Origin of the sequence: Paraburkholderia tagetis, assembly GCF_022213065.1 — a bacterium.
GTDB classification, from domain to species: domain Bacteria; phylum Pseudomonadota; class Gammaproteobacteria; order Burkholderiales; family Burkholderiaceae; genus Paraburkholderia; species Paraburkholderia tagetis.
The window spans coordinates 86,325-107,613 of the sequence record NZ_JAKLJA010000025.1; the positions used below are offsets into that span (position 1 = coordinate 86,325).

Consider the following 21,289-nt stretch of genomic DNA (forward strand, 5'->3'; position numbering starts at 1 on the left):
TCAGTCCTCGCGACGGTAATGATGTTGATGGACGAGTTCGATGAGGTTGGCTGTGGCAGCGGGCGCTGCAGTCGCGGCAACGGCGGGCGTCCTGCTGCGCCGGCGCCGGCTGTTGGCCAGCGCATCAAGCGCGGTGGCCGCGCCCAGTGGAGCGCCCTCCCTGCTCTGGACACGCACCACCGTACCGGCGTGCGGATCGACGACGAGCACGACGTACTGGCCGCTGAGTTCATAGGGCACCTCGAAGACGGCGCCTTCGTACGAGACGGTGCCGTCGCGGCGCACGCGGCGCTCGACGCGGTGCAGGAACAGCTCGTCAAGCCTGGGGGCAAGCGAGCCGAGCGCGCGGATGCGCGGCAGGTCCTGCCGGTAGCGCGAGAGCGGCGTCACGTTCTCGCCCAGCGCGCTGTGTGGCTCGCAGTGGTAGACCTGTTCGAGCCACGCCCACAGCCGCGCGTTCAGGTCAGCCAGGTCGCGGATGTGTGTGGTGTCCAGTTCGGCGAGGAACTGCTCGCGTACGGTGCGGTGCCAGCGTTCGAGCTTGCCCTTGCTTGTGGGCTGGTAAGGCTGGCAATGCACGAGACGCACGCCCAGGTCTGCGCAGATGGTCTGCAGGCTCGCGGCGCGATAGGCTGCGCCGTTATCGACGACGAGCATCTTTGGAATTCCGCGGCGCAATAGCGCCTGCTTGAGCACACCCTCGATCTCGAGGGCCGTCTCGGACAGACAGAAGGCGCTGTGTGCAACGAGGCGCGAGGCATCGTCCATGAGCGAGACGAGATAGGTCTTGCGGCGCGCCCCGCCAAACGAGAACGTCGGGCCGTGCATGACGTCACCGTACCAGATGGAGCCAGCGTACTCGGCCACGAAGCGGCGCTTCTCCTGGGCAACGACTGTAGGGCTGGCGATACGCGAGAGGTTGTGAGACTTGAGCAGGCGGTGCACGGCGCAGCGTGAGAGCGTGCCGCGCGCCACGACGCCGGTGGCCTCCAGCAACAGCCGGATCTGGCGCACCGAGCGGCTGGGGTTCTCGCGTTTGGCGGCGAGCACCGCAGCCTGCACGGCCTCGGGCAGCTTCGAGCGTCCCGTGTCGGTGCGCGGCCGGATGCCCAGCCCTGCGATGCCTTCGCGTCGCCAGGCGTAGTACCACGTCTGCAACGTGCGCTCGCTGATGTGACGCCGGCGCGAGCCCGGGATCGCGTACTCCTTGAGGGCGAGCTGACGCAACAGCTGTAGCAGCTCGCCGCGTTCGAGTCGCTCGCGGCTCACGATGGGGCCGAGCACGGACAAGCGGAACAGCGCCACGGGGTCGATGTCGTTCATGAAGTCTCCGTTGAAGTGGAAGAGACCTCATGAAACGCCTGATGCCGGGCAGGCGGCAGTGGGCAGACTCTGTGGGTTGCCCGTTACCGTGCCAGACAGCGCGTCTCGTGTGGAATTGCGTTCAGCCGATCACGGGACATCGAGACCGTCCAGATCAAGCCAGGCCATCGCGCGGTACAGGGGCATGAGCGCGAAGCAGGCGCGCCAGAAGCTCGCCGTGTCGGCCGCGCGGCCCAGTTCGGGCAAGCGGCTTCGCAGGGCGAAGGCAAAGTCCTCGCTGCAGCGCATGAGCCATTGCCACCAGCGGCGCACGGTGTGGCGATCGATGCCGACCAGGGCTGCGATGCGGCGCAGCGACAGGCCAAAGAGGATCAGGCAGAGCACGAGTTGCTGCAACGCCCAGCCGTACCAGCGCAGCGGGCAGATGCACAGCGGCAGGCGCGAACAGGTACGTCGGCAGGCGGCGCAGCAATAGCGTGGCACGGGCACCGGATTGAGCGCGCCGGCGACGCTCCGGTCGGCCTTGCGTTCGTAGAAGCCGTGCGCCCACAGGCACGTGCGGCCGCAGTGCGGGCAGCGGCCGGGATGATAGGACTGGGGCGTGGTGACGATGGAGCGAAGATGCTGTTCGAGCGTGAGAAAGGAATGTACGATCCGAAGCATAGGCCGGGCTGTTCTGCGTTCGTGGGCTGGTGTGAGAGCCGTCTCACGATAACAGAGGAGTACCGGCCTATCTCATGTCCGCCGCATCGCACGATGCTCACGCTGAAGTTCAGGAAATCGGCCTGGACGAACGCGAGACAAACACCCCCCGCCCAAACTCAAATAGCCCGAGCCGTAACAATGGGGACCGGTTTCGCAGCCGGCCCCCTCTCGATCTAGTGCCCACCTTGGGCGCCGCCCAACTCGTCTATACAACATCATTTATCTCGATCATTGGCCCATCATTTATCGTGCTCACGCTCACAGCAGGAGTGTGGGGGCTGGCTTGCCTCCCTCGCCAAGAAGGATGTCGGACACCACCTTGTCGTTGCAGGGCGAGGTGGAGGGGCGATCCAGCATGATTGTCGTATAGTCACCCGGCGCATACTCCCCGCTGCCACGCTGAACTGTCCCGGTGATCCAGATGTCATGTTGCAGGGGCAACGTCGGTAGCGGCGGGGTGGCTGACATGGCGGTCCCTGACCATGGCCCAGCGATCACAATTGCCGGGACCAGGATACACAATCGGGTTTTCATGGCGCAAGCCTCCTGACGTCGAGTGACGCTCGCCGGCATGTCACTGTTTCCTTTTCACTTCCCTGAAGTCGGCATCGATCACGTCCTCTTCCTGCGCCGCGCCCCTGGAGCCCTGTGGGCCGGTCGCCGCATCGGGGCTGCTTCCCTGTGATTGCACGTCTGCGTAGACCTTTTCCCCGAGTTGCTGTGAGGCGGTCGCCAGTGCACGCACCCTCGCATCGATCTCGTCCCGGTCGGATCCTTTGAGCGCGGCCTCCAGCTCCGTGATTGCGGCTTCAATTGTCGCTTTTCCGGCGGCGTCCAGTTTCCCGCCGTATTCGGAGAGCGCCCCGCGCGTGCGGTGGATCAGGGCATCACCCTGATTGCGCGACTCGGCCAGTTCGCGCAGCCGGTGGTCCTCCGCGGCGTGCGCTTCGGCGTCTCTCACCATCTGTTCAACTTCGCGTTCTGACAGACCCGAACTGGCCTTGATGGTGATCCGGTTTTCCTTGCCGGTCGCCTTGTCTTTGGCCGACACGTGCAGGATCCCGTTCGCATCGATGTCGAACATCACCTCGATCTGCGGCATGCCGCGCGGCGCAGGAGGAATGCCCTCCAGTTTGAACTCGCCGAGCAGCTTGTTGCCGGTTGCCATCTCGCGCTCTCCCTGATAAATCTTGATGGTGACGGCTGGCTGATTGTCATCGGCGGTCGAGAAAACCTCCGAGAATCGGGTCGGAATGGTGGTGTTCCTGTCGATCATCTTCGTCATCACACCGCCGAGCGTCTCGATGCCAAGCGACAGCGGGGTCACGTCAAGCAGCAGCACGTCCTTTCGTTCGCCGGACAGCACCGCCCCCTGGATCGCAGCGCCCACGGCGACCGCTTCGTCGGGGTTGACGTCCTTCCGGGGTTCACGCCCGAAAAACGATCTGACCTTGTCCTGCACTTTGGGCATGCGCGTCATGCCGCCCACGAGGATCACGTCGTCGACCCTGTCGGTGGACAACCCCGCATCCTTGATCGCGATGCGGCAAGGTTCCAGCGTGCGCTCAATGAGATCTTCCACGAGCGCTTCGAGCCTGGCCCGGGTGAGCTTCAGACTCAGGTGCTTCGGACCCGATGCGTCTGCCGTGACGTAGGGCAAATTGATCTCGGTCTGCTGGCTCGACGACAACTCGATCTTGGCCTTTTCGGCCGCTTCCTTCAGGCGCTGCAGCGCGAGTACGTCCTTCGACAGGTCGACGCCTTGCGCCTTCCTGAACTCGCTGACGAGGTAGTCGATGATGCGCTGGTCGAAATCTTCGCCGCCGAGGAAGGTGTCCCCGTTCGTCGACAGCACTTCGAACTGTCTGTCGCCGTGGACGTCGGCGATCTCGATCAGGGAAATATCGAAGGTGCCGCCGCCGAGGTCAAACACGGCGACCTTGCGGTCACGGTTTTCCTGCCTGTCCAGACCGAACGCGAGCGCGGCTGCGGTCGGCTCGTTGATGATCCGCCTGACCTCCAGGCCCGCGATGCGGCCGGCGTCCTTGGTGGCCTGGCGCTGGCTGTCGTTGAAGTACGCGGGCACCGTGATCACCGCTTCGGTGACCGGCTCGCCGAGGTAGTCTTCCGCAGTCTTCTTCATCTTGCGCAGCACCTCCGCCGAGATCTGCGGCGGCGCAAGCTTCTGGTCGTGCGCTTCGATCCAGGCGTCGCCGTTGTCGGCCTTGATGATCCTGTAGGGCATCAGGCCGATGTCCTTCTGCACTTCCTTCTCGTCGAAGCGGCGGCCGATCAGGCGCTTGACCGCGTACAGCGTGTTCCCGGGATTGGTGATGGCCTGACGCCTGGCGGATGCGCCGACCAGTATCTGATCCTCGTCGAGATACGCGACGAACGATGGCGTCGTACGGGCACCTTCCGAGTTTTCAATCACCTTGACCTGCTTGCCTTCCATCAGCGCTACGCACGAATTCGTGGTGCCGAGGTCGATGCCGATGATCCTGCCCATGATGTCTTCACCGGTGCTCAAGGGTTTCAGTGCGTCGCCAGCGCGTCCGGACACGCCCTGCCGCCGTGCACACGTGCTTCAGTAGTCCATTGCCGGCGGCGACACGGGTGCCCTGGTCTCGTCCTTTGGCAATTCGGCGACCACGGCGTCGGTGGTGAGGATCAGCCCGGCCACCGAGGCGGCATTCTGCAGTGCCGTGCGTACGACTTTGGTCGGGTCGACCACACCCATTTCCATCAGATCGCCGTAGGTGTCCGAAGCCGCGTTCCACCCAAAGCTGCCTGTCTGCGCGAGGACCTTGTTGACCACGACCGAGGATTCTTCTCCCGCGTTGGTGGCGATCTGACGCAGCGGCTCTTCTAGCGCCCGCAAGACAATCCGGATGCCGGCGTCCTGGTCGGGATTGGCGCCTCGCATGTCGCCGAGGGCAGCCCGGGCTCGCAGCAGCGCAACGCCGCCGCCCGGCACGATGCCTTCTTCGACCGCTGCGCGGGTCGCGTGCAGCGCATCCTCGACCCGCGCCTTGCGCTCCTTCATCTCGACTTCAGTGGCAGCCCCCACCTTGATGACTGCAACGCCGCCGGACAGCTTCGCGATGCGCTCCTGCAACTTCTCCCGCTCATAGTCGCTGGTCGTCTCTTCGATCTGACGACGGATTGCCTGGGTGCGTGCGTCGATCGTCTTGCGGTCCCCTGCGCCGTCGACGATCGTGGTCGCCTCCTTTTCGATTTCCACCCGCTTCGCCCGTCCGAGATCTTCGAGCTTGACGTTCTCCAGCTTCCTGCCGGTTTCTTCCGAGATCACCAGAGCGCCGGTCAGCGTCGCGATGTCCTCCAGCATTGCCTTGCGCCGGTCGCCGAAGCCCGGGGCCTTCACGGCCACTGCTTTCAGGATGCCGCGCAAGGAATTCACCACCAGCGTGGTCAGGGCTTCGCCCTCGACGTCCTCGGCAATGATGAGAAGCGGCTTGCTCTCCCTGGTTACGGCCTCGAGCACGGGCAGTAAATCACGGATCGACGAGATCTTCCTGTCGTGCACGAGGATGTACGGTTCCTCGAGAACAGCAGATTGCTTCTCGGGATCGGTGATGAAATACGCGGACAGCCACCCGCGATCGAACTGCATGCCCTCGACGACCTCGAGTTCGCTTTGCAACGACTTGCCCTCTTCGAGGGTAACGGCGCCGTCCTTGCCAACCTTGTCCATCGCGTCCGCAATGATCCTGCCGATCTCCTCGTCCGCATTGGCGGAGATGGTGCCGACCTGCGTGATCTCGCGGCTGGTCGTGACCGCACGGGAAAGCTTCCTGAGTTCCTCGACGATCGCGGCCGTCGCCTGGTCGATACCACGCTTGAGGTCCATCGGGTTCAGGCCCGAGGCGACATACTTCATGCCTTCCCGCACGATGGCCTGGGCGAGCACGGTGGCGGTGGTCGTCCCGTCACCGGCGACATCCGAGGTTTTGGCGGCAACCTGCCTGACCATCTGCGCTCCCATGTTCTCGAGCCTGTCGCCCAACTCGATCTCTTTGGCGACCGACACACCGTCTTTCGTGACCGTCGGCGCGCCGTACGATCGCTCGAGCACCACATTTCGCCCCCTGGGTCCGAGCGTGACCTTCACCGCATCGGCCAGGATGTTGACGCCCGTGAGGATATGCTGGCGTGCGGGTTCATGAAACCTGACATCTTTGGCGGACATTTTCCGGTACCTCCTGATCAGTCGGAAGAAGCACAACCTGCTGGGTGCCCTACTGCGCGGCTCCCGCTGTGACCACGCCCAGCAGGTCGTCTTCGCGCATCACCAGCAGTTCCTCGCCTTCCACCTTGACCGTGGTGCCGGCGTATTTGCCGAACAGCACGCGGTCACCGACCTTCACGTCCGGGACGCCACGTGGGCCGCCCTCGAGCCGTTTGCCGGGGCCGACAGCGAGGACTTCGCCCTGATCGGGTTTCTCGCCGACGGTATCCGGGATGACGATGCCTGCCGCGGTCGTGCGCTCCTGTTCAATTCGCTTGACCACGACCCGGTCATGCAAGGGCGTGAGTTTCATGATCCTGCTCCCTCTGATCAGATTGGGCTCAAGAACGGCGCGGACGACAGGTGCCGCCCACACGCCGAGGGCCTGGCCCGACCCCGCGTGCGCACTAGGATGCCCGTTCCTGGATCGTCTGCGGGCCGGTCCGGGCGGTGCGGCAAGCGCCTTCGCCGCATGGCCGGCTTGTCCAGCGCGGCGCAGTGGCTCCGCAGGCCGGATCGAAGGCGTCCGCGTGCAGGCGACGGGATCGCTCGCGGGAGACGTTTCCTGGAGCGCTTCGTCGAGCATGTTGTCGATGTCATCCGCGCGATCTCGCGTCGATCTCGTGGTGGGTTCCATCGTCGGCCTCCGTCGTCACGCAGGAAATTGCGGTCTTCCCGCGATCAACCATGATCTGGCCGCGCCTGCGTGTTTATGGGACATCGCGTCGTGTCGCCTCGTCAAAATCCCTGGAAAGCCCGGACGCCAGCGGCAGCGTCCCCGGCACGATGTAACCCGCCGGCTCGACCGACGGCCCGGGTGTCAGTCTCAGGTCAGCGAGTCTGGCCCTGAGGAACGCGTCGGCATGCGCAAGCCGGTCTTCAAGTTCCGGCTCCGTAATGCCCAGAACCCGCGCTGCGGCATCCGCAGGCTGCGCTTCGAGGCGGCAGAGCGTGACGGCGCGTCGCCAGGGTTCCGGCAGCTCCGCGAGCAGCGTTGCCACCAGCTCGCGAAGCTCCCGGGTCATGACCGCATCCTCCGGCGAGCCGTCCGTTGCCGGCACCACGTCCTCGAGGCGCAGGACTTCGTCGGGCTGCCAGTACTCGAACAGAAGCTCGTCGTCGTCGTCGTGTGGCTCGTGCAGCTGGACGGGTAGCCTGCCTTCGAGTGAAATGCACCGGCCTTCCTCGCTCTGTCGATGCGCCACTTCGTCGGCAAGCCGTTCAAGCGCGATCTGATAGAGCCATTGCAACGGTTCGAGCCGGCGCGGGCGCTGTGCCTGTCGCTCGCAGGCACGGGCCAGGGCCTCGTCGACGATGTCGTCGACCGTCGGGTCGCCTGCGGCGAGATCGCCTCGTGCCTGGAGATACGCGATTTCCCGCTGTACAAAGCGCTGGAGCGCTGCGAGCAGCGGACGCACGCACTCGCCGAACAGCGCGGATCCGGCGTCCGTCTGCTCTGCCAGTGCGGCCTTGAGCTGCCGCAACCCGGCGCGCCGTTCCTTGCGGCGCCAGGCATCTTCGTGACGCAGATGTGCGACGTGTCTTTCCAGTTGCCGCTCCAGTTCGGTCATGGAGCGTTCGATCGCCGGCCCGGGCTCCGGCGAATCGTTCCCGCAGGCGAGTGTTCCCCCCGGCAACACCAACCGGAGCCGGACGCGGTAGACACTGCGATGCCGGCTTCTTTCCACTGTCGCATGCAGCCGGACCAGTCCGGTCGGGAAATGCGACAGATGCGGCTTCAGGCGCCGTTCCGTGAGCCGGCCAATCAGGTCTTCCTGCTCCGGGCGGGAAAGCATCGCAACATTGCGGTAACTGATCGACGTTTTCATCTCAAACCTGTGCATGTCCGGGCGCGCCTCGATGGCGAGCGACGCTGGGCCCATCGGGACCGGGCGCAACGTCATGCGGTGCGAGCCTCCCTGACGAGTCGGGCACTCCGGCAGCGAAGCCGCGCATTGCCGCCCGCGTCCTCGCCGCGCAACGCCGTGCCGGACGATGCGCCGCGCGACCGTCTCATTCACTCGTGCCCCCCGTGCCACTGGCGTCCGATCCCTTTCTCTCCAGGCTCAGGTAGGTGTCGGCCGCCACCAGCCCGAACACGATGTGATTGAGGAAACTCACCCAGCCTCGGGCGTCGGCAAACCACGGGAACCATTGGGTCATGCCATAAAAGTTGATCACGTACAGCAGCACGCCGAATACGGCACCCACCAGCGAGGCCATCCCGACACTGGAATCCAGGCTGAACGGCGCCATGATCACCGCCAGAATGACCGCGAAGAGGCTCGACAGCACGAAGTGCGTGACCAGCGCCACCAGCATGACGCCCGTCGCAAACGTAGCGGGTTGTGCGAGCACGTCGCGGCCCATCAGGATGGCCGCGATCATGCGCAGCGATGCCCATACGCTTTGCCCCATCACCCGCATGGCAAAGAGTTCGATCACCAGGAAAACGGCGCCCGCCACGCATCCGCCGATGACTGCTGCGGGCCACTCAGGCATGCGGCGAACGAAATGATGCGAATGCATGTGAAGTTCCATCATGACCTCCTCGGGATCTGCGAGGCTTTCCTCACCGGCGCCACCGCCAGACCGCCTCCGTGACATCCGGCCGCGGTCCGCGAAACGGCCGACGGTCCACAAGCCGCACGGCGTACTCCAGGGCTTCCGATTCCGCCTCCTCGCGACTCGGCCAGCGCCGGCAGAGCCATGGCAGGTGCCAGTTCACGAAAACCTCGCCATCCCTCACAACCTGCACAAATACAAGGTATCCGTTCACCGCGGTTAGCTCCGGGCATGCCGCCGTGCGCACGTCCCTCACGCCCAGGGTGTGCATCCGGATCTCCAGGCCGTTGCGCATCTCGACTCTTACCGGATCCATTGGATCGCTCCCCCCCTCGCGCGTGCACCGGTATCGCACCGTCCGCGCGGTGCTCCTGCGAAAGCCGCTCCGATCGAGGCGCTCATCGCTTCACGCAACCGCAGCCGGCGTACGGCACGATCGACAGCATACCGTCGTCGCGAACCGTGCCCGCAGGGCAACCGCGCTGCTAACGGCGGCGCAGGTGCGACTTGAGCTGGCGAAACGTCTGCCGCACGGCGGCGATGCGGTCTGACAGCGTGCGCCGCGCACGCTCCGCGACCGGCCGGAAAACGCCGGACAGGACGACGATCGTACGGTGGAGGCGCTCGAACAACGTAGTCGAAGCCGAGCGGAGATGAAGGCAGCTCATCGTCTTCTCCTTCGACGCAGCAAGGACGAGAACGGGCTTGCGCGCTCCAGTTCGCCTGCCGTGCTGCGGGGCAAACAAATCGAAACACGCAGTGTGCGGCCGGTCGATCACCGGGCACACTGCCTGAGCTGGATATAAGTTAGTTTCACTGATGAAAATTTTCAAGGTGGTGCGACGGATCCCGCCAACCCGGCCTGGCGCGCGCCGGCACCCGGTTATCCGGGGGGCGGAAAACCGGCGTTGCCTGTGCGGACCGGATCGCGTCAGGATATCCGGCCGTGCTTCAAGGCGGACACCACCTTTTCACGGTGGCGAGCAGCAGCGCCGCCGGGACTGGCTTGATGAGGTCGTCCCACTGCGCCGGCCCCGGCGAAGACGGCGGCATCGCCGTATGAACAAGGATCGGGATGTGTGCCAGCGCCGGATGCGCCCGGATCTGGCGGCACAGTTCACCGCCACCCATCAGCGGCATCATCCAGTCCGTTATGATCAAATCTGGCGGCTGGCGCAGGGCGTGGTCGAGCGCCTCCACGCCGTTGTGTGCACAGCGTACCGCATACCCTTCGGCGGTGAGCATGAGGCGGTACGCATCGAGCAGCTCAGGCTGATCGTCGACAAGCAGGATAGAAGGCATTTTGCGAGTCGGTAGACTTGTTTCCGCCACGCGAAGCAAATAGCGTTCCCGATCACCGTCTGGATCAATGCTGGCCCGCAGGCGGTGCGAGGGAACGATAATGGCTCTTCGCATGCACGTCTTGCACAACGATGTCACACATTGTGGGCGGATCATGACCGATTCTCAAATGGGCAATCTGCACGCCCTTGCCGGATTTCTCCGTCGGGAACAGGCGCGCCTGACGCAGAGATGGATGCAGGCCGTTGCTGCCGATGCCGACCTCGTCGAGGCGGACCGGCTGACCTGGGGGCAGCTGGCCGATCACCTGCCCGCCATCCTGAGCGGCATCTGCCTCGCGCTCGAAGAGCAGGATCTCCAACCGGCCGAACGGGCCATTGAACGCAATGCGAGGGAACACGGGAAGGTGCGCTGGCAGCAGGGTTACCGCATTGATGAACTCGTGCGTGAACTGGAGCTGTTCCGGCAGGAACTGGCCGACGCCGTCCGGGCCTTTGCGGAGTCCGACGGCGCGTTCAACCGCGACCACGAATCCCGTGCCCGGCGCCTGATTGACGAGGCGCTCAGTTTTGTCACCCTGACATCGATCCGCGAGGTCATCGGCGAGCGTGACCGCACCATTGCGCAATACACAACCCAGCTGGAGCGCGCCAACCGGGAGCTGCGGGAGCAGCAACGCGAGGTCAGTGAACTGCACCGCTCGCGCATGCAGATCACGCGCAGCCTCGTGCACGACCTGCGCAACTTTCTGAACGCCTTTTCGATCGACCTGCAACTGATTGCGCGCGTTCCATCCAGAGCCGAGGCGGGACTCGCGCTCGCGACCCGGCAGGCGCAGGACATGAAGCAGCTGGTCGACGAAATGGTGGAATACTCGGTTGTCGTCGGCGACCGCAGCCCGATCGGCGTCGAGCCGGTTGATCTGCCCATGCTGTTTGACGAACTGGTCACGAGCGCCCGGCCAGCGATCGAAGCGAAGGGCCTGCGTCTGTCTGCCTCTCTTGATGCCGGACTGGTCCGCGTGCAGTCGAGCCGCATCAGGCTCAAGCAGGTTGCGCTGAACCTGCTGTCGAATGCAACGAAATATACCCGGGAGGGGGAAGTCGAACTGGTCATCGCGAGGTGCGGTGACAGCCGGTGGTTCATGCGCGTGGCCGATACCGGTGTCGGCATTGCGCCGTCAGACACGGAGCGTGTGTTCAGGGAGTTCGAGCGGGTCGCCGGCAACGACATCCCGGGCGCCGGTCTGGGTCTGGCGATTGTCCGGGAGCTGTGCCGCGCACTCGAGGGCGAGATCCACTTCGAGTCCCGCGAGGGGCAAGGCACGACCTTCGAAATCCGCTTTCCAGTCGACTTGAAGCCGCAAGGCTGACGCCGCGCCCAGGGCAGGCGGCGGCCCGATGACCAGGTCCTGTGGGCCGCCGGGTGGCACCGCACACGCTGTCGACCTGTCGGCCAGTCGGCTCCGGCGCGAAGCATGCTTGAGACCTTTACATGCGATCCCGACTTTGCTGCACGTTGCCGGCCTCCGCAGGGTGTCGGATCGTTGGCGCTGTTCATTGCGCGTGGCGGGTAGCGGAATTCCTTCCCCGAGGGTCATGTTCCGGTCACGCTGGAGGCACACTCCGGCAGCCGGCCCGACCATACCGTTCGCTGCCCGGATCACTGGATCGGCAGCACCGCGCCCAGTTTCCCGGTTTCCCGGTTTCCCGGCGAGCATCCGCTCGTACACACCAAAGTGAAGCTCCACCCCGGTCTGCGCCACCGTCGTGACCGTCGGGTCGATCTGGTCCGGCAGGACGCCCAGCACGACGGCAATCGCGGCTTCAAGTTGCGGCGCACAAACCTTGTCCTCGGTCAAGGTGGTTCCGATCAGGACGTCATCGCTCTTTTCCTGCCGGCCGATCACCTCGACCAGCCAGGCACGGACACTCATGTTGTGGTCGATCGCAATGCGGATGACTTCGACCGCCGTGCGCATTGCTTGCGTCGGAATCCCCTGGTCGAGCGCAGCCGCACGCGGTGCCGGCCCAGGGTCAGCCAGTCGGTATCGAATTCCACGTTGTCCTCCGGTCGCGGTGCTGTTCCGCTGCGATGCCAGGAACCGGCAAAAATTTTCCAGGGGCGCAACGCTGCTTTTGCTCCTTGAAATCCTCGCCAGAGTACCTATCTTAGGATTCGCCCAGGCAGACGCGCGGGTCCCGACGTCCCGTGCGCTGCGTGTTTCGATTTGTTTTGCCAGATGGCAGGCGAACTGGAGCGCGTGGGCCCGTTCGCCTCCATGCATCCCTTGAGGAGAACAGCGTCATGAGCGATCTCTTTGGAACTGACCTCTTCAGCGAGTTCGACCGGCTGCAGCAGCAGATGGCGAACCTCTTCGGTACTTTCCCCTCCAGTCTCCGGGCGAGCCGCTTCGGCACGTTCCCGCCCGTCAATATTGGCGCCACCGACGACTCGATCGAGATCGTCGCGTTTGCCCCGGGCATCAGTGCGACGGAACTCGACGTATCGATCGACAAGGGGCTGCTGACCATCAGCGGTGAGCGCAAGCCGGCACAACCGGATACCAGCGAGGACACACGGGTTTATGCGCAGGAGCGCTTCACTGGCGCGTTCCGGCGGGTCATCGAGCTGCCGGAGAACGCAGAGCCCGACAAGGTTCAGGCGCGCTACGAGAATGGTTGCCTGTCGATCGCTATCGGCAAGCGCGAATCCTCGAAGCCTCGTGCAATCACCGTCCAGTAGTCCGGGGAGCCGAAAATGAGTGATACCACCGAACTGAGCAAGCGCGACCCGTCGGCGGTCACGCGCAGCGAAAGTGCGCCGTCCGCGCGGCGGATGACGATTACTCCCGCCGTCGATATCTACGAGGACAGCCAGGGCGTCACGTTGTGGGCCGACCTGCCCGGGGTCACCCGGGACAAGCTCGATGTGCGGGTCCATGACGGCAATCTCGCCATCGAGGCCGAGGCGGTTGTGCCGACACCGGCAAATCTGCGGCTGCAGCATGCCGAGGTTCGTGAGCCGCGCTTTGCGCGCACGTTCACGCTCTCCCCGGACTTCGATACGTCGAAGATCGAGGCGAGTCTGAAGGACGGCGTACTGAAGCTCACGATCCCACGCCGCGACGAGGCGCGCCCGCGGCGGATCGAAGTGCGTACGGGCTGACGTCGGCGCGCGGGCAGCAACGGCAGGAAGCACACCGGGTGGCGGCTGCCTGGCTGCCACCCTCCGACAGCGCAGGCCCGGGTGAGCCCGCCGTTCCCGACAGCGATGTCCGTGGCCGGGATTAAGTGCGATGGCCGTCTGGCACCGGCACCGACTTGCACGGCGGTGGCTGGGCGCTGCACAAACGCAGCGCGACGCGCTGTCTTGCGCCGTCAGGCGGACTGGAAAGGGAACAGGCGGCCGCGCAGCGCAGGGTGGCCGCGGCCACCGCTGCCGAGCCCCAGTCTGAAAACGTCGACGGCGGAAAAGCGGCGGCGCGGGCGCCATGACCGGAATACGGTTCTCCTGCCAGATACCAGAGGAGGAAACGATGAACCCCGATCCGAAAAAGTGGAATCCCTTCAAGTTCCTTCGCGGCGCTGTGCGCAAGTCCGATGCGGACAGCCCGGAGAGCCCGCCGGCGAACGAAAACGAACCATGGCGCGCCTCCCTGCCCGACATTGCGCGATTGTTCTCACGAGAACCATGGCGCGCCGTGGAGGAGTTTTTTCACGACCCGTTTGCAGGTCGTGGCGCGCTCGAACGATGGTTCGGCGACTTCAGTTCATCGCGCTTCCAGCCGCGCATCGACGTCGTCGATGAGGGACCGGTGCTGCGCGTGACCGCAGAACTGCCCGGGTTGGAGCGCGAAGACGTGAAGGTGAGCGTCGAGGACGGCGCGATCGTGCTGCGCGGTGAGAAAAAGCAGGATGTGCGCAGTGAGGAAAACGGCTGCTACCGGCTGGAGCGTGCCCACGGACGCTTCGTGCGCACGATCCCGATGCCGGAATACGCCGATCCCGGTCGCGCCCTCGCAAAGTTCGATAACGGCGTACTCACGTTGACCGTGCCGAAAACGGAGCCGGCGCCATCCACGAGTCGCACAATCGATATCGGTTAGGGCGAGCATGCAAAGCGCCAGGCGGCGGGCGAAAAAGAGGAATGGGCCGTTAGCTCAGCGGGTAGAGCAGCGGACTTTTAATCCGTTGGTCACTGGTTCGAATCCAGTACGGCCCACATGAACCGGGCATCCGACGCCACCCGGCACACGTGGCTCGCGGCTCCGCTTGACTGCTGCCGTCGACCAGGCGCAGGCAGCAAAACAGCCCCCCGGCATCTGGGACATTAAAAGCGCCCGCCTCGGGGCAAGGACGGCGCCAGGTTCGACCAGGCTACAGACAGCGATTAGCCAGCCGGGGTGGAAGGATCTCGACGGAAACGCAGGATGCCGGGGATTCTCGACGCATATCGCACGGCGTGGTCCTTCGGGCCAGGTTGAATCTCACACCAGAATTCCTGATGACGGGCACCGAGACGGCGGGCCGCCTCATAGCGGTGAAAGTGACTGGCAATCCAGAACTGGCAGCCGTCAAAGAAAATCTTCATGGCCGGCCGCACCGCGCGCATTGAACCGCAGCGGATGGCGGCCAAAGCGTCCTCCAGCGCTACATCGTCGAGTGACTCCTCAACAGGGAACTCATCATCCACCGAGAGCTGTAAAAACTTGAGGTAGTCCCTGCCGAGCACACCAGCAGGAAGCCTGCCTGATGGGCTGACAGGCGAGCGAGGATCGCTGGGCATCGTGATGTCAGATTCCGAAGGACAACTATACGAATGGAAAACCTGGTCGTGCCGTAACTTCCCGACCGGGACTGACCAGCCCAGTTCACTCGTCAGCCATGAGATGGCGAATCACGAGTGCCGGGTCAGCGATATCCAGAATGAGCCTGCGCAGGATGCGCCTGCGCATGTGTTGCTCGTCGAGAGTCCAGGGCGCACCCTTCTCGCTGAGATAGCGCGCGAGGGCGTCCTGATTGTCTGCGCCTGCGGGCAGATCAAGCCGGACAGCCAGCAGTCCCGCCACCACGTCGTCGATCTCGATGTCGAGCGGCCTTGAGTCAATGCGAAGTTCAAGTTTCATGTCGGTCTCCGGTAAAAGGCGGCGCCGCATGACGGAGACAGCGTGCAGCGCCGAACGGGTTGCACCGGCCGCGACTGTTGGCCCGCGCATGCAGGAAACGCTGCCGGATCAGTAGTCAAACTCCGGTGCGGAGGTCTGCGCCGGCTTCTCGTCCTTCGGCGCCTCGGCGACCGTCGCGTCCGTCGTCAGGATCAGCCCGGCAATCGACGCCGCGTTCTGCAGCGCCGTGCGTGTGACCTTGGTCGGATCGACCACACCCGCCTCGACAAGATCGCCGTACTCGCCGGTGGCCGCGTTGTAGCCGAAGTTGCCCCTGCCTTCGAGCACCTTCGCGATAACTACCGAAGGCTCATCCCCCGCGTTGGCGGCGATCACGCGCAGCGGCGCCTCGAGCGCGCGCAGCACGATCTGGACGCCCGCGTCCTGATCACTGTTGGCGCCCTTCAGGCTTGTGACCGCCGGGCGCGCGCGCAGAAGCGCCACGCCACCACCTGGCACAATGCCTTCCTCGACCGCCGCGCGCGTCGCGTGCAGCGCGTCATCCACGCGGTCCTTTTTCTCCTTCATTTCGACTTCGGTTGCCGCGCCTACCTTGATGACGGCCACACCGCCTGCGAGCTTCGCCACGCGCTCCTGCAACTTTTCGCGATCATAGTCGCTCGTCGTTTCCTCGATCTGCGCCCGGATGGCCTTCACGCGCGCCTCGATGCGCGCCTCGTCGCCCGCGCCGTCGATGATGATCGTGTCGTCCTTGCGCACCTCGACGCGCTTCGCACGTCCGAGATCGTCCAGCGTCGCCTTCTGCAACTGCTTGCCGGTCTCTTCCGAGATGACCGTCGCGCCAGTCAGGATGGCGATGTCGTCCAGCATGGCTTTGCGCCGGTCGCCGAAGCCGGGCGCCTTGACGGCCGCCACCTTCAGGATGCCGCGCATCGCGTTGACGACGAGCGTGGCCAGTGCCTCACCGTCGATATCTTCCGCGACAATCAGCAGCGGCTTGCCGGCCTTGGACGTCGCCTCGAGCACCGGCAGCAGGTCGCGGATGGCCGAGATTTTTTTGTCGTGCAGCAGGATCAGGGCATCGTCGAGATACGCCGCCTGCTTGTCCGGATCGTTGATGAAGTAGGGGCTCACGTAGCCGCGGTCGAACTGCATGCCCTCGACCACGTCGAGTTCGTTCTCGAGCGACTTGCCGTCCTCGACCGTGATCACGCCTTCCTTGCCGACCCGCTCCATGGCGTCGGCAATGATCCTGCCGATCGCCTCGTCAGAATTTGCCGAGATCGAGCCGACCTGGGCGATTTCGCGGTTGGTGGAAATCGGCTTCGAGAGTGCGCGCAGTTCATCAAGCACGGCAGCCACGGCCTTGTCGATGCCGCGCTTCAGATCCATCGGGTTCATGCCCGCGGCGACGTGCTTCATGCCTTCCTGCACGATAGCCTGCGCGAGCACCGTTGCCGTCGTCGTGCCGTCGCCGGCGACATCGGCGGTCTTCGAGGCGACCTGCTTGACCACCTGCGCACCCATGTTCTCGAAGCGGTCCTTCAGCTCGATTTCCCTGGCGACCGACACGCCATCCTTCGTGATGGTCGGCGCGCCGAAGCTGCGCTCGATCAGCACGTTGCGGCCTTTCGGCCCGAGCGTGACCTTCACGGCATCGGCGAGCACGTTCACGCCCTTGACGATACGGGCACGTGCGCCGTCATGGAATTTGACGTCTTTTGCACTCATGTTCCTGCTCCGGGTAAAGTCGTTGACTCAACGCGTCGCGAACGACCGGCCGGGTGTCCGCGACCATAACGGGATTTCAGGCGGCCTTGCGGGCGGCGCCCGCGTCGACCTCGAGGACGCCCATGACGTCTTCCTCACGCATGACGAGGAGTTCCTCGCCATCGACCTTGACGGTCTGGCCGGCGTATTTGCCAAAGAGAACCTGGTCACCGACTTTCAGCTGGAGCGCGCGCAGCGTTCCATCCTGCAACAGCCGGCCACTGCCGACTGCGACGACTTCGCCCTGTTCGGGTTTTTCTGCCGCTGAATCGGGAATCACGATGCCCGAGGCCGTCGTCCGCTGCGTTGCGATCCGCTTGACGATAACCCGGTCGTAGAGGGGACGAACCTGCATTTCCATCTCCTGAGCGATTAAAGGATCACCAATAAGGGAATCCGGCTGCGGGTCCGGGGTGCGTGATGCGCCTCCGTGCAGCCGAGCCAATGTCTGGCGGAAAGCGAAATAGAGGCGCCCATCGGGCGCTTCAAGGGGGCGTACAATTCGGCATATGTAACAAATTGTTTCAGCGCGACAGCAGGATGCGATGGACCGCGCCAAGGCGATAAACCGTGCGGCCGCGCCCATCCGGTCGGCGGGGCTGGGGTGAAACGGGACAGGGCGGCTGGCGTCCGCCGTCGACGTCAAGGGTATCGTCCGGCTCATTGGGCGTGCGCCACAGGCCGCCCTTGACGGGGCGGAACAGCCAGCGCACATAGCCCCTGCGCGCGGCAAGCTGCATCAGCCCGTCGCGATCGGTCTTGTCATCGAGAAGTAGCGGGTCGCGGGCCATGTCCTTTCCATAGTCGCCGAACGCTTGCCGGCAGGCGAGCGTCTCGGCAGCGCTGGCGCCGATCACGTTGCAGCCGCGCTGCTCGACGCGCTCGACATCCCACGCACCGGATTGCCAGGCCGCATCCAGAAGCATGGCGTCCACGGTCTCGAAGCTGTGCCACGGTGCATCGAGCTGGACCGCCGATCCCGGAACCGGTCGTGGCGGGATCTCCACGCCGGGCAGGACAAGCGGCGTCGCGCGCCGGAATCCGTGCCAGTGGAGTATTGCGATGAGCGGCGTATTCACCTGCGCCGCCGCCGTGACGGTGACGGCAAAGAGCGGCAGGCGCACGGTGTCGATCTGTTCCTGAAGCCTGTCGAAAAGGTCCATGAAGCCTCCCGGTTGACATGTTGCAGGGCCTCTTGAAATTTCCGTTCCTTGCGCTATTTTATTCATCGCTCAGGCAGTCGCGATCAAGCGCTGCGTGTTTCGATTTGTTTGTCAGAGGGATCTCCCACCGGCAGGCGGACTGGAGCGCGTGGTCCGGTTCGTTCTTCGTGAGAGGCCCCGGTTTCAAGGAGCCAGTCATGAGCGATCTTTTCTTCAGCACCGATCTGCTGGGCGAATTCGACCGCCTGCAACGGCAGATGGCCAGCGTCTTCGCGGGCTTTCCCGCAAGCCTGCGCGCGATGCGCAGCGAAACCTTTCCTCCTGTCAACATCGGCAGCACCGACGACAGCGTCGAGATCGTCGCGTTCGCGCCAGGACTCGATCCGGCAGCAATCGACGTTTCGATCGACAAGGGACTGCTCACCATCAGCGGCGAACGCAAGCCGCCCGGACCTGCAGCGGACGATGAGACGCGCGTCTACGCCAGGGAACGCTTCATGGGTGCGTTCCGGCGCGTGATCGAGCTGCCGCAGCACGCGGATCCCGACAAGGTCAGTGCGCGCTACGTGAACGGTTGTCTGACGGTGAGCGTCGGACGTTCCGAGGCGTCGAAGCCACGCGCCATCGCCGTCCAGTAAGCCCCTCGACCCGACATGAGCGTTACGGAGGACATCATGAACGACAGCACTGAACTGGCTACCCGTGAGTCGCACACCGGCGTTGCCGCGCGCGAGGGGGCGCAACCGGCGAAGCAGCTCACCCGGATCGCACCTGCGGTGGACGTCTTCGAGGACAGCCACGGCATCACGCTGTACGCGGACCTGCCGGGTGTGCCGCGCGAAAAGCTCGAAGTGCGGGTGCAGGACGGCAGCCTGAACATCGAGGCTGAGGCGGTGATCCCGACCCCATCCGGGCTGCGCCTGCAGCATGGCGAGGTGCGCCACCCGCACTTCTGGCGCGCCTTCACGCTCAGCCCCGATTTCGACGTCTCGCGCATCGACGCACAGCTGCGCGATGGCGTCTTGAAGCTCACCATTCCTCGTCGTGAGGAGGCAAAGCCGCGGCGCATTCAGGTGAGCGTTGGTTAGGCGTATGCCCAGGCACAAGTCCGGTCATGCGGAGTGGCCCGCACGGCCCGCGCCGCATGACCCGCCACGCGGAGGAATTTATGGACAACGTACGCAGCCAAAGCTGGAAGGGCTTCCTGATCGAGACCAGCGCGTTTCCGGTCCGGCACTGCGCGCTGCCTCCTGCCGACCGGGATACGTACGTGGCCGTCGTGCGCATCCGGCGCGCGGAGCAGACGGTCGCGGACTGGCACCTGCCACGCTACGCCCAGCATTGGGCAAGCGTGGACGAGGCGCACCGGGAGACGGTCGAGTATGCGATACGCGCGATCAACGCGGGCTGTCTCAACGACACGGGTTCGCCGGCGCGCTTCCTCGCGTGACAGCGCCGCGCTGCATGGTAGCGCGGCCCTTGTCTGGCTTGCACTACGTGTCATTTTTCAGCAGGAGGCCCCTGCTTGCGGGATCTGTTTTACGGGAGAAGAAAATGCTCAGTCCACACGAATTTGCGACCCTGATGCTGGTCCGTCAGGCGCCGGACCAGCTCGACATGAATCGCGCCGAGCTCGACGCGCTGCTCGAGCGCCAGCTGGTCATGCTGGAACATTGCGCCGAGGGCGTTCGCCGCGCATACCTGACCGGGAAGGGCAGAACGTTCCTCGACGCGCTCCACCCGGGCGACGCACCGCGTCGAAGCCGGAAGACCGCCGGCAACGACGGTGGGAAAGGGCCGGAAACGCCCTCCGTGCTGGCTGGCCGCACGACGGATATTGTGGTGCCGGGACGCGCAGGCTGAATGGCTGCGTGATCGCAACGCCAGGCTTGTCGTCCTCGCCGTGAGGCGCGGTCGCGAGGTTGCCGGGGCCCCCCGGGCAAGCTCGGGGCGACACGAGTCGTCGTGGTCGCGCCCGGTCGCACCGACGGGAGCCCAGGCCTGCGGTGCCATGTGGAATGCCATGTTGAACTGACAGGGAAACAGCGTCGTTGCGGGCGCTTGCGCTTTGGGTGGGAGCGCCCTGCCGGAGGGGTGATATGAAAACGGACAAAGTCATCGAGTATCACGGCTGCGAGGTCCGGCCCGTGGTCACCGCCACCGGGAAGGGCCGTTACGCAGCTGTGGCCATCGTCACCGACCGGGCCGACGAAACGCGCACGCTCGGTGTGGACCGGGAGTTCGCCACCCCCCAGGAGGCGCGCGATGAAGCGCTGGAGCTCGCCGTCGCATGGATCCAGCAACGCTCAGTCGTTTCGGACCGGTATGTCCGACGGACCGGGCTCCCAGTCAGCAACTGCCGTCCGGGCGCGAAGTGAACACGTGCGATTTGATGGTCGATCCGGTTCCAGTTCGCTGTGCCTCCGGAACCAATTGGGCTCAAGCCACCTCGAGGAAAAGAGAATGACAGACATCGCAGTCATCGATCCCGACAAGGACGCGCTTTATGAACGCATCCGGCTCCTGCTCTTCAGCGCTGATCTGCCGGTGCAGCGTCTGGAAGCCGACATCGACGATATCGGACGTTTCACCGCGCCGGATGTGCGCTCACCGCACCTGCGCCTGGTCGAGGCCATGCCGCCGCTCACGCCTGCTGCCGAAGCGATCGTGCGCGCCATGATTCGTGCATATGGCGTCGAGCTGTTCGGGCGCGGCAGCGCGAATGCCGGGCTGCGCGCCCTGATAAAGGCTGGACCTGTCAAGTTTGGACAGACTGCCTTGATGCTGGGGCCCGACGCGCCCGTGCCGGAGCGTGCCCGTCCGCTCGTCGAAGCGTTCAACCGAATTTTCGAGCGCTATCCCGAGAGCGGTTTCGCCCAGGCCCGATGCCTTCTTTCGGCGATTGGCCTGCCAGTCGGTCGCGACGTGCCTCGCCAGCCAAGTCGCTCACTCCAGCGCGACTAGCCGATTGGTCATGCCGGCAAACATCCCGCGCCGGGAACGTCGCCTCACATCGTAGCGGTCAGTTTTCCCGAGCCTCGCTCGGCTGCACCGAGCGTACCCGCTTCGCATTGAAATGCCGCT

At 64.7% G+C, this 21,289-nt stretch carries 25 protein-coding genes, 1 tRNA gene and 1 pseudogene; 11 read left to right on the top strand and 16 right to left on the bottom strand.

Annotated features, from left to right (window positions below; genetic code table 11):
• From L5014_RS25035 to L5014_RS25080, 10 genes are all read right to left on the bottom strand, one after another.
• On the bottom strand, positions 1 to 1,323 hold the full coding sequence (locus tag L5014_RS25035; protein WP_238466507.1) for a DDE-type integrase/transposase/recombinase: 1,323 nt from the start codon (positions 1,321 to 1,323) through the stop codon (positions 1 to 3).
• A 129-nt stretch (positions 1,324 to 1,452) separates the two neighbouring features.
• On the bottom strand, positions 1,453 to 1,986 hold the full coding sequence (locus L5014_RS25040; RefSeq protein ID WP_238466508.1) for a DUF6431 domain-containing protein: 534 nt from the start codon (positions 1,984 to 1,986) through the stop codon (positions 1,453 to 1,455).
• A gap of 300 nt (positions 1,987 to 2,286) precedes the next feature.
• On the bottom strand, positions 2,287 to 2,562 hold the full coding sequence (locus tag L5014_RS25045; RefSeq protein ID WP_238466509.1) for a hypothetical protein: 276 nt from the start codon (positions 2,560 to 2,562) through the stop codon (positions 2,287 to 2,289).
• Between the two features lie 40 nt (positions 2,563 to 2,602).
• Positions 2,603 to 4,537 carry a molecular chaperone DnaK gene (dnaK, locus tag L5014_RS25050; protein ID WP_213309347.1) on the bottom strand — a complete coding sequence of 645 codons (1,935 nt, stop codon included), beginning with the start codon at positions 4,535 to 4,537 and terminating at the stop codon, positions 2,603 to 2,605.
• Between the two features lie 78 nt (positions 4,538 to 4,615).
• Complete coding sequence (groL, locus tag L5014_RS25055) at positions 4,616 to 6,238, bottom strand: chaperonin GroEL (protein WP_238466510.1); 1,623 nt, start codon at positions 6,236 to 6,238, stop codon at positions 4,616 to 4,618.
• A 49-nt stretch (positions 6,239 to 6,287) separates the two neighbouring features.
• Positions 6,288 to 6,590: a co-chaperone GroES gene (locus L5014_RS25060; protein WP_238466511.1), complete on the bottom strand. Its 303-nt coding sequence runs from the start codon at positions 6,588 to 6,590 to the stop codon at positions 6,288 to 6,290.
• A 397-nt stretch (positions 6,591 to 6,987) separates the two neighbouring features.
• Entirely contained in the window at positions 6,988 to 8,181 is a 1,194-nt protein-coding gene (locus L5014_RS25065; RefSeq protein ID WP_238466512.1) for an RNA polymerase subunit sigma-28, read from the bottom strand.
• A 109-nt stretch (positions 8,182 to 8,290) separates the two neighbouring features.
• Positions 8,291 to 8,818 (bottom strand): hypothetical protein, encoded by a 528-nt coding sequence (locus L5014_RS25070; RefSeq protein WP_213309349.1) that lies wholly within the window; start codon positions 8,816 to 8,818, stop codon positions 8,291 to 8,293.
• A 509-nt stretch (positions 8,819 to 9,327) separates the two neighbouring features.
• On the bottom strand, positions 9,328 to 9,510 hold the full coding sequence (locus L5014_RS25075; RefSeq protein WP_213309289.1) for a hypothetical protein: 183 nt from the start codon (positions 9,508 to 9,510) through the stop codon (positions 9,328 to 9,330).
• 283 nt (positions 9,511 to 9,793) lie between these two features.
• Positions 9,794 to 10,300, bottom strand: coding sequence for a response regulator (locus L5014_RS25080; RefSeq protein ID WP_238466513.1), 507 nt, complete (start codon positions 10,298 to 10,300; stop codon positions 9,794 to 9,796).
• Here L5014_RS25080 and L5014_RS25085 point away from each other — a divergent pair.
• Positions 10,299 to 11,516, top strand: a complete 1,218-nt coding sequence (locus L5014_RS25085; RefSeq protein WP_213309290.1) for a sensor histidine kinase — start codon at positions 10,299 to 10,301, stop codon at positions 11,514 to 11,516. The two genes, L5014_RS25080 and L5014_RS25085, sit on opposite strands and share 2 nt — an antisense overlap.
• Positions 11,517 to 11,843: 327 nt before the next feature.
• On the opposite strand, the pseudogene L5014_RS25090 reads toward L5014_RS25085, so the two are convergent.
• Positions 11,844 to 12,205: pseudogene (locus tag L5014_RS25090) on the bottom strand (hypothetical protein); the annotation flags it as partial.
• A gap of 246 nt (positions 12,206 to 12,451) precedes the next feature.
• Here L5014_RS25090 and L5014_RS25095 point away from each other — a divergent pair.
• From L5014_RS25095 to L5014_RS25110, 4 genes are all read left to right on the top strand, one after another.
• The gene (locus tag L5014_RS25095) at positions 12,452 to 12,889 is read left to right on the top strand and encodes an Hsp20/alpha crystallin family protein (protein ID WP_213309291.1); all 438 of its coding nucleotides are present in this window, start codon (positions 12,452 to 12,454) and stop codon (positions 12,887 to 12,889) included.
• Positions 12,890 to 12,904: 15 nt separating this feature from the next.
• A complete protein-coding gene (locus tag L5014_RS25100; RefSeq protein ID WP_213309292.1) occupies positions 12,905 to 13,312 on the top strand; it encodes an Hsp20/alpha crystallin family protein in 408 nt (135 codons plus the stop codon).
• Positions 13,313 to 13,682: 370 nt separating this feature from the next.
• Positions 13,683 to 14,252, top strand: a complete 570-nt coding sequence (locus tag L5014_RS25105; RefSeq protein ID WP_238466514.1) for an Hsp20/alpha crystallin family protein — start codon at positions 13,683 to 13,685, stop codon at positions 14,250 to 14,252.
• Positions 14,253 to 14,295: 43 nt separating this feature from the next.
• Positions 14,296 to 14,368: transfer RNA gene (locus L5014_RS25110), tRNA-Lys, on the top strand.
• 168 nt (positions 14,369 to 14,536) lie between these two features.
• Here the strand turns inward: L5014_RS25110 and L5014_RS25115 are convergent.
• The 5 genes from L5014_RS25115 to L5014_RS25135 form a co-directional block, all read right to left on the bottom strand.
• Entirely contained in the window at positions 14,537 to 14,932 is a 396-nt protein-coding gene (locus tag L5014_RS25115) for a hypothetical protein (RefSeq protein ID WP_238466515.1), read from the bottom strand.
• Between the two features lie 85 nt (positions 14,933 to 15,017).
• Positions 15,018 to 15,272, bottom strand: coding sequence for a hypothetical protein (locus L5014_RS25120; protein WP_213309295.1), 255 nt, complete (start codon positions 15,270 to 15,272; stop codon positions 15,018 to 15,020).
• A gap of 108 nt (positions 15,273 to 15,380) precedes the next feature.
• Positions 15,381 to 17,003, bottom strand: coding sequence for a chaperonin GroEL (gene groL, locus L5014_RS25125; protein ID WP_238466516.1), 1,623 nt, complete (start codon positions 17,001 to 17,003; stop codon positions 15,381 to 15,383).
• Positions 17,004 to 17,079: 76 nt separating this feature from the next.
• A complete protein-coding gene (locus L5014_RS25130) occupies positions 17,080 to 17,397 on the bottom strand; it encodes a co-chaperone GroES (RefSeq protein WP_213309297.1) in 318 nt (105 codons plus the stop codon).
• A 169-nt stretch (positions 17,398 to 17,566) separates the two neighbouring features.
• Positions 17,567 to 18,205 carry a diguanylate cyclase gene (locus L5014_RS25135; RefSeq protein ID WP_238466517.1) on the bottom strand — a complete coding sequence of 213 codons (639 nt, stop codon included), beginning with the start codon at positions 18,203 to 18,205 and terminating at the stop codon, positions 17,567 to 17,569.
• 197 nt (positions 18,206 to 18,402) lie between these two features.
• On the opposite strand from L5014_RS25135, the gene L5014_RS25140 reads away from it, so the two are divergent.
• From L5014_RS25140 to L5014_RS25165, 6 genes are all read left to right on the top strand, one after another.
• Positions 18,403 to 18,843, top strand: coding sequence for an Hsp20/alpha crystallin family protein (locus tag L5014_RS25140; RefSeq protein ID WP_238466518.1), 441 nt, complete (start codon positions 18,403 to 18,405; stop codon positions 18,841 to 18,843).
• Between the two features lie 36 nt (positions 18,844 to 18,879).
• Positions 18,880 to 19,293 (top strand): Hsp20/alpha crystallin family protein, encoded by a 414-nt coding sequence (locus L5014_RS25145; RefSeq protein WP_238466519.1) that lies wholly within the window; start codon positions 18,880 to 18,882, stop codon positions 19,291 to 19,293.
• An 80-nt stretch (positions 19,294 to 19,373) separates the two neighbouring features.
• Positions 19,374 to 19,655 carry a DUF6566 family protein gene (locus L5014_RS25150; protein WP_238466520.1) on the top strand — a complete coding sequence of 94 codons (282 nt, stop codon included), beginning with the start codon at positions 19,374 to 19,376 and terminating at the stop codon, positions 19,653 to 19,655.
• Positions 19,656 to 19,759: 104 nt separating this feature from the next.
• Complete coding sequence (locus tag L5014_RS25155; protein WP_238466521.1) at positions 19,760 to 20,068, top strand: hypothetical protein; 309 nt, start codon at positions 19,760 to 19,762, stop codon at positions 20,066 to 20,068.
• A gap of 236 nt (positions 20,069 to 20,304) precedes the next feature.
• Complete coding sequence (locus L5014_RS25160; RefSeq protein ID WP_213308969.1) at positions 20,305 to 20,583, top strand: hypothetical protein; 279 nt, start codon at positions 20,305 to 20,307, stop codon at positions 20,581 to 20,583.
• 4 nt (positions 20,584 to 20,587) lie between these two features.
• Positions 20,588 to 21,169, top strand: coding sequence for a hypothetical protein (locus L5014_RS25165; protein WP_238466522.1), 582 nt, complete (start codon positions 20,588 to 20,590; stop codon positions 21,167 to 21,169).
• Positions 21,170 to 21,289: the final 120 nt, after the last annotated feature.